This is a genomic window from Mycobacterium sp. ABE4_509 (genome assembly GCF_056160785.1).
This window is the reverse complement of record NZ_JBSWXU010000011.1, coordinates 16525-27549: the sequence shown is the minus strand read 5'-3', so window position 1 is coordinate 27549 and position 11025 is coordinate 16525. Positions and strand designations below refer to the sequence as shown.

The window sequence follows — 11025 nt, the reverse complement described above, 5'->3', positions numbered from 1 at the left end:
GTCAGGCGGACAGGTCGAAGTCCCCCTCGGCCAGACGCCGTGGCGCTCGGCCGTCGACCAGTTCGTCGCGGTGTTCGGGGTGTTTCCAGTAGTGACGCACCAGCCAGTACAGCGCTACACCTTTCGGAACGTAGAGGGGAAGGCCGCTCACCACTTCCTCCGTGCCCCCGCGCAGGCACAGCACCACCGCCTTTCCGCCTTGATTCTCCTTGGTCATGGACGCGACATCTCGCACGTCGACGACGTCATTCCACTGCACTACACGCGTCTTGAGGACATCTGCGATCTCGATCATCGTCGGCGTGAACTTGAGATAACCGGTTCCGCGACGGCGTATTCCGGCGGTCAGTGCGACGACAGCGAGCAGGGCGAGCGCCCAAAAGGCCACTGACACCGCGATCTGTATGCCACGAGTTGTGGAAAGGTCGAGCTGACCGCGCGACAACAGGGCCGCGAACAACGGTGCCGCCGCTACCAGCACGGCCATCACCACAAAGTGGGCCACGCTGAGGCGTTTGTCCGGTACGAAAGTCAGGCCGGACGAGTCACTCGATCCTCGCTGTCTCGCCCCGCCCACCGCCACGGCCAGGTATGCGGCCACCAACAGGAACGGTGTGCCCAACGTCGCCCACCAGACGGCCGCGGTGAGGTAGCTGCCCTCGTACACAGCGATCAGCCCTCTGACGACGACGTAGCAGAAGGCAACCGCCAAAGCGATTTTCACCGGTAGCGCGACCTTGCCGGTCTGTGCCCAGTTCCCCGGCTCGGGGAGTCTCAGTTCGGGCATACGACATCACCGATGAACTTGCCCAACTCGACTCCACCGAAGGCCCCGATCCCGCCCCCCACAGTCAATGCGTCCGGGTTCCAGCTCTGCAGCGTCGGTCGGGAAGGCAGCACGGTAGTTGATTGTCCCCCAGCTCCCGAGTGCCACGGCGCACCAGTTGCTGTGGAATGATCACTCGCGCTCCAACAAGTGTTACACCTATTCGACAAGGTGTTACACTCAGCTCCATGCCGACGGATCACCGGCGCCACGCGATCACTGAGACCGAGGACATCAGCGATGCCCTCGGGGCGGCACGTCGCGTGTGGCCTGACCTCGCCGACAAGCCTGGCGCCTTATTGCGGCGGCTCATCCTCGTCGGGGCAGACACGGTTAAGCACAACGCGGACGAGCTGAAGCGAGCCCGCGCGCAGGCCGTCGCGGACACCGCCGGCGCTGTGACTGGCGTATTCGGCCCCGGCTACCTGTCAGAGCTGCGCGAGGACTGGCCCGAGTGATCGTGCTCGACGCCAGCGTGTTGATCGCTCACTTCGAGGCGACCGATGCGCGCCATGACGCGGCGACCAATTTGCTTGCCGCGCATGCCCTGGAACCGTTTGCCGCCAGCGTCGTCACCTTGGCGGAGGTCTACGTCGGCGCCGCCCGCGCGAATCAGGCGGAACGCCTGGGGCAGCTCCTCGACCGGCTCGGCGTCCAATCCCTGGATCTTCCCGCCGGAGGCGCCCGTCGCCTCGGCGAGCTGCGCGCGGGCACCCAGCTGAAAATGCCGGACTGCTGTGTGCTCTACACCGCGGAGTATCACGGCGCCTCGATCGCGACCTTCGACGAAAAGCTCGCTACCCGGGCGGATGAGCTCGGGCTGGCGGTAGCGCGGGCCGAAGGGCCCGATTGATATTGGCGTTGGCGCCGCGCTCAGCGCGGGGAAGTTCGAGTGGGGAACGCCCTGGCTGCAGTATGAACGAAGTCCGTAGTCAGCCCGAGGCGTTGGCGTCGCGCCACGCCTGCCAGATGTCGGGGCGGAGCCGCCCGCGGTCGGTTACGTCCAGGCCCGCAGCACGTGCCCAGGAGCGAACCTCGGCGGTGCTGGGTTCCGGCGTTGCGGCGGTGTCAATCACGGGGGCGATATCGATTCTGGACGCTGACATGCGCTGCAGCGCAGCCGTTTCGGTGTTAGCCCAGTCGTGTGCGGCGGCGAGGAACCGGTAAGTCCATTCTTCGGCGAGGGGCCGGGTCTCACAGAAGACGATCGCGACGTTGGGCCAGCGGATCTGCACTTCCGCCAACCCGTCGGCGATCATCGCAGGCCGGACGCGGTCGAGCTTGAACAGCTGTGAGTAACGGTCCTCCACCACCACTGCCGCGCGCGGCAGCGCGGCCAGATCGGCGACCTGGTAGCGCAGCTTGCCACCGGTGAGGCTGCCGACCAGATCGGCCAGCGATTTGCGTTCCACACTGGCGACCAATTCGCCGTCGGCGAGTACGCCGTAGTCACCACAGGGCAGCGCCCGCCGCACAGTGGAGACCTGCTGGGTGCTGAAGCGGTACGGGTAACGCTCATGGGCGTCGACGAGGATCTGCAACTCGGCGATGCCGTGTGCGCGGGCGGTGGGGGTTCGCACGTTCGGACGGGCCTGTTTGCGGGTGCGTGGCGCCTGCCAGAACACCGCGTCGCGGCCCCGCGCGGTGGTGAACACCAGTTGGGAGCGGTTCTCCCGCGCTCGCTGCGCGATCACATCGATGGCTGCACCTCGGCGCTGGCAGGACCGCAGCGGGAGCCGTTCGACGATCTCCGCATCGGTGGGCCACTCGTGCAGCCCGACCGGATAGCAGTACAGCGCCTTGACCCTCGGCCAGGTCCCTGAAGTCCGAAACAGGAGGTCGCCGCCAGGCAGCGGAACGCGCAGCAGGTAGGGCAGCCGGGAGTCCTCATCCGGGTTGAGCGCGATCAACAGCTCGGCCACGACCCTGAGTCTGCCTGAAGAGCCACGTGACCCGGGGACCCGACCCTCCCACGCGGTCACGATGGATCGCGATGCTCAACGACCTGCAGCGACGCGTGGCACTGCGCGCTACGTTGGGACGCATTGCGCGATACATCCCCCAGCGCGAACTGCGCAGCGACCATGCCAAGGTCATGGATGCAATGGCCGGCGCGCGCGACGATCATCGTCACCCGCAACGGGGCGCCGGTGGCCGAGCTTCGTCCCATTCAATCTGTTCGGAAGACGTTCATCAGCCGCAACGAACTGACACACAACTCCGGCGTGCGGGTCCGGATCGATCCTGACCAGTTCCGCCGCGACCTCGATCAAGCGACAAACTCGGATTGAGCCGTCCGACAGCAGCGCAGTCGGAGGCGAGCCACGCGACCGCGTTGCCTCCGCACCGACAGATGAGAGGATGCGTAGCCATGTCAGGTGCCACGGATCGGCTGGAGCGCGAGTTGGAAGCCGCACGCACGACACATCCCAGGGATACGGCGAGGTACATCGCAGTGCTGGAACGCGCCGTCCGAACGTGCCGCACTGATCCGGACGCCGCCGATGCCCTCGACCCGGCCGACCTACAGCTGGAGTTGGCCACCGAATACCAGGCCCTCGGCCGGTGGGAGGATGCGCTGGCCGCGGCAGACGCAGCCGTCGATGCCGGGCTGGACATGCACCCCGACCCGCGGTGTCTGCGCGCGGAGATCCTGATGCGCACCGGCCGCATCGCCGAAGCCGAACCCATCTGGGCGGCGGTGCGCGCCGACACGCCCGACGATGTGTGGCTGTACAATAACGCCGGCCTCGAGTACGCCGACATCGGCGACTACCGAACAGCTTTAGGCTGGTTGACCGACGGTCTGCAGCTGGCACTGCGCACCTCCGACCCCGAGCGGTTAGTCGATCAGCTCTTCGACCTCCGCAAGGTGTGCCTGGATCAACTGGGCCAGCCCACCGACGCGCTGCAGGACCAGGCCACGACATTTCTGCGCGAGCAGGAACAAGCCCAACATACGCGTACGGCACGCCCGAACCCGCTGGCCACTGAACCCAGCGGTGGCGGGATCAGCGCGATGGCGTTCGCATGGTTCCCCGCCGGCGACTACGAGAAGGCGGTCACGTTGTGGCCGGACTTCGCCGCCAGCGACAAGGTGGCCGGACCGGATGGGCCGGTGCCGCACCCGCAGTACTGCCGGACACTGCAGCGCATCCTCATCGACTACGAGGCTGCGGGCATGCGCAAGATGCTGATCGCCCCGGTGCAGGTGGCGCCGTTCTCCACCTGGTGTGCTGGGCACGACCATGAGCCCGATTCGGCCGGTACGCGAGCCGAGTACGCCGCGCACCTGGCTAATGCCAGTGACCCCGCGACGGTCGCCTGGCCCCCCGGCTGCAACCACCCGTGCTGGTGCGGGTCGGGCCGCAAGTACAAGAAATGCTGCGCAGCAACAGCATCCGACACAGCGGATACCGAACGGTGAAGACTGCACGTCTGCACGTGGAACTGCGTGAGGTCGAACCGGCCGTCACCCGGGTGATCGACGTAACCGCGACGGCGACCCTGCCGGAACTACACGAGTTGCTGCAGGCCGCACTCGGATGGACCGACTCACATCTGCACCAGTTCGTCACACCGAAGGCGACCTACGGCATGGCGATCCCCGGAGAGGACATCGGGCCCGACGACGAGCAGGACGAAACCAACGCTCTGTTGGCCGATCTCGGCGACGAGTTCGATTACCTCTACGACTTCGGCGACGGCTGGACCCACCACGTGCAGGTGCTCGGCCGCGGCAGCCCGACACCGGGTTGCATCGACGGACACGGTGCCTGCCCGCCCGAAGACTGCGGCGGGCCCCACGGATACACCGAATTGCTCGGCACCCTCGCCGATCCGAACCATCCCGAACACGACCACATGCGCCGCTGGGTGGGCAACCGATTGCATCCGTTCGACCGTGCCGCCACCGATCTGCGGGTGCGCCGAGTGGTCGGCGAGGTGCCGCAGAGTGTGCGGCTGCTCCTGGATCTGCTCGCCGACGGGGTGAAACTGACTCCTGGTGGGCGGCTGCCCCGAACTGTGGTGCGCGAAATGCACGAGCACCGCCCGCACTGGTATCCCCTCGGCCCCGCGTCCATCGAAGACGACCTGCCCCCGCTGGGGGCACTGCACGACGTGCTCCGTGATGTCAGGCTTCTGCGCCTGCGCCACGGGGTGCTGACTCCCACCCGCGCCGCCGGCGACGACCTCGACGTGGTGCGCCGCCTCAGGTCAGCGTACGAGCCCAAGACCTTTGCCACCGAGATCACCGAACGGGCCATCGGCATACTCGCAGCGCACGGCCCCCTGCCGCTCGACGAGCTCGCGCCGCGGGTGCTGGAGGTGATCGGGTACGGCTGGCAGCGCGACGGGCAACCCATCACCGCGCAGGACGTGCGGACGGCGCTCGCCCAGGAGTCCCGGCGCATGGAGGGGCTCGACCTGATCGACAATGCTGATTGGCGTGTCTGGACTCTTGGCCCGTCGGCTCTGTCGCTGCTTCCCGGCGCCACCATGCTCGCCGAGATCTACGCCACCGACCGCAGGTGACGTTGGCGCTGCAACCAGGGCGGGAAAGTGCGAGTAAGCCCCGCCATGAGCGCGGTCTGAACGAAATTCACCGGGCGGGAACAGGCTCCGGCGCCGGCACCGTCGCCCCCGCCGCGGTATAGGCCCGCCCGTTATGTGGCGGTGCTGACGTCCCGGCTCGGGTTCGCCTCGTCAGCGGCCCGCGGATGGTGTTCGGGCGCCCAGCCGACATAGGTCAGGTACGCCCCGACCAGCGCGGCCACACCACACACCGCGATCCACCACGCCGTCGCGTCGATCACGTCGCCGGCCAGCGACATGAAGGTGTCCGGAAAGGCGAGCAGGAAGACGCCGCGGACGACGACCACCCAGCCCAGCACCGAGACGATGATCGCCGCGGCACCGTGCCAGTGCTGGTGCAGGGCGACGATGACGAGACCGCCGATCAGGATGAACGAACCTGACACCCACGGCCACGCGGAATTGGCCGAGAAATCCGACAGCAGCGTCGGCATGTCCGAGGACCGCAGTATGGCTGCGGCACAGACGATCACGATGAAGGGGCCGAGAACCCGGGCGAATGCCCGCGTCCTGTCCCGGTCCTGATGCGTGTTCATTGCAGTGACCTCCGTCCGACGGACGGCTCGGTCCGTCGGTCCGAACAACGCCGTCCCGCCACCTCCATCAGAGCACCGCGCCCAGCACCGGGAAAGGGACGGAAGTCACATTTTGGCGAGGTGTCTCGCCGCGTCACCCCAGGACCGGGAACCGGCGCTGGCCGGCCAGCCGGTCGAGCGCGCGCTGCATCACCATCCGCACGTCGGCGTCGACCTCGTCGACGTCGGGGTGTTCGCCGTAGCGGGACGCGATGTCGATGGGCTCGAGCACCTCGGTGACGATCTTGGTCGGCAGCGGCATGTTCGCCGGGAACACCGTCGTCAATCCGAACGGGAAACCGAAGGTCAGCGGCAGGATGTCCATCCGGATCCGGTGCAGACCCAACCGCCGGGCCATCCCGGCCCCGCGGGTCAGGAACCACTGCATCTCCTGCGCGCCGATCGACACGACGGGCACGATCGGCACCCCCGCCTCGATCGCGGCCCGCACATAGCCGGTCCGGCCCTCGAAGTCGATGACGTTGCGGCGCCGCGTCGGCCGGAACGCGTCGTAGTCCCCGCCCGGGAAGACGATCACCACGCCGCCGGAGTGCAGCGCCTTGGCGGCGTTGTCGGGGTTGGCGTGCACCACCCCGAACCGGCGCAGCCACTCGACCAGCGGGGTGAAGAACACGCCGTAGTGCGCCAGCGTGTACAGCGGGCGGTCGAGCCCGAACTTCTCGTAGAACGCCGGCGCCAGCACGAGCACGTCGGGGGTCAGCACACCGCCGGAGTGGTTGCACACCATCAGCGCACCACCGGTCGGCGGCATCAAGTCCAGGCCGCGCACCTCGGCCCGGAAGTACAACCTCATCGCCGGCTTGATGAGCCGGTCGGCCACCCCGACGAACCCCGGATCCCATTTGGTCATCTCGGTGTTGTCAAATTCATTGCTGCTCATGCGTTCCCACTTCGCCACCCGCGGCGTCCACAACCGGTCAACCTAGCCCTCGACGACCCGCCGGGGAGGCGTTTCGCCGGTCCCGCGCAATCCGCCCACCCGCCACAGCCGACGCCCTAGGCTGGAGGTCATGCGCGACCGACGTCGAGCACGGGGGCGGGCCGCTGTGAAACTGGCGGCCTGTTGTCTGCTCGCCGGAATACTGGCGGCGGCGTTGATGTTTCCGTTCGCCGGCGGGGCCGGCTGGGCGATCATGCGGGTGGCCGACTCGGCCAGCAACGAGTCCACGCAACTGCTCGACGGTGAGGTGCCGGTGGTGTCCACCATGGTGGACGTCAACGGGAAACCCATCGCGTGGCTCTACGAGCAACGCCGTTGGGTGGTGCCCAGCAACCGGATTGCCGACGCGATGAAGCTGGCGATCCTGGCCATCGAGGACAAGCGGTTCACCGAACACAACGGCGTCGACTGGCAGGGCACGCTGACCGGGCTGTCGGGATACCTGTCCGGCAACCGCGCCACCCGCGGCGGCTCGACGATCGAGCAGCAGTACGTCAAGAACTTCAACCTGCTGGTGCTGGCGAAGACCAACGCCGACCGGCGCGCCGCCGTCGAGACCACCCCGGCCCGCAAGCTGCGCGAGATCCGCGCGGCGCTGGCACTCAACGCCGCGCTGCCCAAGTCGGAGATCCTGGCCCGCTACCTGAACCTGGTGTCCTTCGGCAACGGTGCCTTCGGCGTCCAGGACGCCGCGAAGACCTACTTCGGCGTCAACGCCGCCGACCTGGACTGGCCGCAGGCTGCGCTGCTGGCCGGGTTGGTGCGTTCGCCGACCGCCCTCGACCCGTACACCCATCCCGACGCCGCCCTGCAGCGCCGCAACCTGGTGCTCGACACCATGATCGAGAATCTGCCCGACCGGGTCGACGAACTGCGTGCCGCCAGGGCCGAGCCGCTGGGGGTGCTGCCGCAGCCCGAACCGATGCCGCACGGCTGCATCGCCGCGGGTGACCGAGCGTTCTTCTGTGAGTACGCGATGCAGTACCTGGCCCGGGCCGGCTTGAGCAAGGAGGACCTGGCCCGCAACGGCTACCTGATCCGCACCACCCTCGACCCGACGGTGCAGGCCAGCGTCAAGAACGCCGTCGACGAGCTGGCCGACCCCACCGCCGACGGTGTGGCCAGCGTGATGAGCGTGATCAGGCCCGGCCGCGACGCCCACCACGTCGTCGCGATGGCCGACAGCCGCTCCTACGGCCTGGACCTCGACGCCGGCCAGACGATGCAGCCGCAGCCGTTCACCCTGGTCGGTGACGGCGCCGGGTCGATCTTCAAGATCTTCACCACGGCCGCGGCGCTGGAGATGGGGATGGGCATCGACGCCCGGCTCGACGTTCCGCGCACCTTCCGCGGCACCGGCCTGGGCGACAGCAGCGAGCCCGGCTGCCCGCCGAAGACCTGGTGTGTGAAGAACGCGGGGGCGTACACCGGCGAGATGAGCGTGACCGATGCGCTGGCGAAATCACCCAACACCGCGTTCGCCAAACTGATCGCCCAGGTCGGGGTGCCCCGCGCGGTGGACATGGCGGTCCGGCTCGGGTTGCGCTCCTACGCCGAGCCGGGGTCGGCCCGGTCCTATGACCCCGGGACCGACGAGAGCATCGCCGAGTGGGTCAAGCGGCAGAACCTCGGGTCCTTCACCCTGGGCCCGCTGGAACTCAACGCGCTCGAGTTGAGCAACGTGGCCGCGACGCTGGCCTCCGGCGGCATGTGGTGCCCACCCAGCCCGATCGACCAGGTCTTCGACCGCCACGGCGGTGAGGTCGCACTCGACACACCTGCGTGCGAGCAGGCCGTCCCCGAGGGCCTGGCCAACACGCTGGCCAATGCGCTGGGCGAGGACCACACCGGCGGAACCGCCACCAGCGCGGCCGGGTCGGTCGGCTGGGACCTGCCGATGTCCGGCAAGACCGGCACCACCGAATCACACCGGTCCTCGGCATTCCTGGGCTTCACCAATCAGTACGCCGCGGCGAACTACATCTTCGACGACTCCCCCGCCCCGTCGGGTCTGTGCTCGTCGCCGCTGCGCAAGTGCCGCAGCGGAAACCTCTACGGCGGAACCGAACCGGCCCGCACCTGGTATCTGGCCATGAAGCCGATCGCCACCGACTTCGGACCGATCGCGATGCCGCCCACCGATCCGCGCTACGTCGAGGGCGGCCCCGGCAGCGAGGTGCCCAGCGTGGCCGGCCTGAAGCTCGATGCGGCACGCAAGAAACTGGAAGACGCCGGTTTTCAGGTCGCGCCGGAACCGACCCCGGTCAACAGCACGTCGCGCAAGGGCGCCGTGGTGGGCACGACCCCCAAGGGGAGAACCATCCCGGGGTCGATCATCACCATCAACACCAGCACCGGGATCGCCCCGGCGCCGGCCTACCAGCCGCCGCCCCCGGACGCTCCGCCGCCACCGCCGCCCGACGCGCCACCGCCACCGCCGCCGCCGAACGTGCTGCAGATCCCGGGACTGCCGCCGATCGTGTTGCCGTGGCCGGCTCCCCCTCCCCCACCACCGCCACCGCCACCGTGACGACCGCGGAGGTCCTCGTCATCGGCAGCGGCTTCGGCGGGTCGACGGCCGCCGCGCGGCTGTGTGAGGCCGGCGTGCGGGTGACGATGCTCGAACGCGGACCCTGGCGTGACACGGTGCCGGTGCGATCGATGGGGATCGAGGAACGCGCCCCGCTTCCCCACGGCCGCCGCTTCGCGTCGCATGTCCTGCGCACCCTGCGAACCCCCGCGCTTCCGTTCGGCCTGACGCCGAATCGCCGGGGGCTCTTCGACATCTACCTCGGCAAGGGACTCAACGTCGTCTGCACGTCGAGCGTGGGCGGCGGCAGCCACGCCTACGGCGCGCTCAACATGCGCCCTGCCGTCGACGGCTACTGGAACGGTCACGCCGACGACATCTCCGCGCACACGATGGAGCCGCACTACCAGCGCGCGCTGGAGGTCATGGGGTCCCGTGCGCCGCGCCCCGACGATCGGGTGCCCAACACCACCGCCGAGCGCTACGCGGACAGCACGGTGTTCGAGAGCGGCTGGGAAACCGTGGATGTGGCGATGGGGTTCTGTTTTCCGGAGCAGCCGGGTGCACCGGCGGCGGTGGTCACCGACGACGGCATCACCCGCCACGAGGCGGACATGCGCGACGGGGGCTTCCTCGGTTCGGCCACCGGCGCCAAGACGACGCTGGACTTCGCTGTGCTCGCCGGGGCGATGAGGAAGGGACTGGTGGTCGAGTCGCTGTGCGAGGTCACCGGCATCGAGCGGTTGGGTTCCGGGGCAGCGCAGCGTTTTCGGGTAGCCGCGCTCGACCACCGGATGGGCCGCCGCCGCGACTTCTACGCCGACCACGTGATCCTGGCCGCCGGCACCCTGAACACGCTTCGGCTCCTGCTGGCCAGCCGGGCGGCCGGCACGCTGCACGGCATGCCGCACCTGGGTCGGCGATTCGGCGGCAACGGCGATTTCCTCGGCTACTGGAACCTCGACGAGGCGGGTGACCTGACCCGTGGGCTGCCGGTGCACGGCTTCATCCGGATGACGCAGCAGGATCCGATCGGCCCCGGGCGCGCGTGGCCGATGATCGCCGACGCCGCCGCGCCCAGCCCCGAGGGCATGCTGCTGCCGAAATGGTTGAAGAACAAGATGATCCGCGGGTCGATCGCGGTCGGCATGGGCGCCGACGCCCAGGACGGGACCGTGCACTGGACGAACGGGCGGCTGGGGATCGACTTCGATCCGTCCGGCAGCGCCATCTACCGCGACCTGATCGACGCCTACGCCCGGATCTCGGCGGCGTCGGGCAAGCGGATCCTGCACTTCCAGCGGCCGCTGACGGTGCACCCGACCGGCGGTGCCTGCCTCGGCGAGACCCAGGACGGCGGGGTGGTCGACTCCTGCGGCGAGGTGTTCGGCATCGACGGACTGTTCGTCGCCGACGCGGCCGCGCTGCCCGGCCCGGTCGGTGGGCCGCCGGCGATGACGGTCGCCGCGTGGTCCAGCCACGTCGCCGACCTGTTCCTGGCTCGACGTTGACGCCGCAGCGCGGGCTCGATGTCGGA

The 11025-nt window shown here is 68.7% G+C and carries 11 protein-coding genes; 7 read left to right on the top strand and 4 right to left on the bottom strand.

Translation table 11 applies throughout. From position 1 onward, the window contains the following. Position 1 precedes the first annotated feature (1 nt). The gene (locus ACXAID_RS04310) at positions 2-787 is read right to left on the bottom strand and encodes a hypothetical protein (RefSeq protein WP_475020950.1); all 786 of its coding nucleotides are present in this window, start codon (positions 785-787) and stop codon (positions 2-4) included. Positions 788-1014: 227 nt separating this feature from the next. On the opposite strand from ACXAID_RS04310, the gene ACXAID_RS04305 reads away from it, so the two are divergent. Further along, positions 1015-1284 (top strand): hypothetical protein, encoded by a 270-nt coding sequence (locus ACXAID_RS04305; RefSeq protein WP_475020949.1) that lies wholly within the window; start codon positions 1015-1017, stop codon positions 1282-1284. Continuing rightward, positions 1281-1679, top strand: coding sequence for a type II toxin-antitoxin system VapC family toxin (locus ACXAID_RS04300; protein ID WP_475020948.1), 399 nt, complete (start codon positions 1281-1283; stop codon positions 1677-1679). Before ACXAID_RS04305 ends, ACXAID_RS04300 begins: the two co-directional genes overlap by 4 nt. Before the next feature lie 79 nt (positions 1680-1758). On the opposite strand, the gene ACXAID_RS04295 is transcribed toward ACXAID_RS04300, so the two are convergent. Continuing rightward, positions 1759-2748: an ERCC4 domain-containing protein gene (locus ACXAID_RS04295; protein ID WP_475020947.1), complete on the bottom strand. Its 990-nt coding sequence runs from the start codon at positions 2746-2748 to the stop codon at positions 1759-1761. Between the two features lie 177 nt (positions 2749-2925). Here ACXAID_RS04295 and ACXAID_RS04290 point away from each other — a divergent pair, with 177 nt between their 5' ends. The 3 genes from ACXAID_RS04290 (at position 2926) to ACXAID_RS04280 (ending at position 5362) form a co-directional block, all read left to right on the top strand. Continuing rightward, the gene (locus ACXAID_RS04290) at positions 2926-3117 is read left to right on the top strand and encodes a hypothetical protein (protein ID WP_475020946.1); all 192 of its coding nucleotides are present in this window, start codon (positions 2926-2928) and stop codon (positions 3115-3117) included. 80 nt (positions 3118-3197) lie between these two features. Further along, positions 3198-4253, top strand: a complete 1056-nt coding sequence (locus ACXAID_RS04285; RefSeq protein WP_475020945.1) for an SEC-C metal-binding domain-containing protein — start codon at positions 3198-3200, stop codon at positions 4251-4253. After that, positions 4250-5362: a plasmid pRiA4b ORF-3 family protein gene (locus ACXAID_RS04280; RefSeq protein WP_475020944.1), complete on the top strand. Its 1113-nt coding sequence runs from the start codon at positions 4250-4252 to the stop codon at positions 5360-5362. Before ACXAID_RS04285 ends, ACXAID_RS04280 begins: the two co-directional genes overlap by 4 nt. Positions 5363-5493: 131 nt before the next feature. On the opposite strand, the gene ACXAID_RS04275 is transcribed toward ACXAID_RS04280, so the two are convergent. Both ACXAID_RS04275 and ACXAID_RS04270 read right to left on the bottom strand, forming a co-directional pair. After that, a complete protein-coding gene (locus ACXAID_RS04275; protein WP_475020943.1) occupies positions 5494-5958 on the bottom strand; it encodes a hypothetical protein in 465 nt (154 codons plus the stop codon). Positions 5959-6091: 133 nt separating this feature from the next. Beyond that, positions 6092-6898, bottom strand: a complete 807-nt coding sequence (locus ACXAID_RS04270; RefSeq protein ID WP_475020942.1) for a lysophospholipid acyltransferase family protein — start codon at positions 6896-6898, stop codon at positions 6092-6094. Between the two features lie 130 nt (positions 6899-7028). On the opposite strand from ACXAID_RS04270, the gene ponA2 reads away from it, so the two are divergent. Together ponA2 and ACXAID_RS04260 are read left to right on the top strand one after the other, a co-directional pair. Then, the gene (gene ponA2, locus ACXAID_RS04265; RefSeq protein ID WP_475020941.1) at positions 7029-9488 is read left to right on the top strand and encodes a transglycosylase/D,D-transpeptidase PonA2; all 2460 of its coding nucleotides are present in this window, start codon (positions 7029-7031) and stop codon (positions 9486-9488) included. Further along, on the top strand, positions 9446-10999 hold the full coding sequence (locus ACXAID_RS04260; RefSeq protein ID WP_475020940.1) for a GMC oxidoreductase: 1554 nt from the start codon (positions 9446-9448) through the stop codon (positions 10997-10999). The genes ponA2 and ACXAID_RS04260 overlap by 43 nt, the downstream gene beginning before the upstream one ends. Positions 11000-11025: the final 26 nt, after the last annotated feature.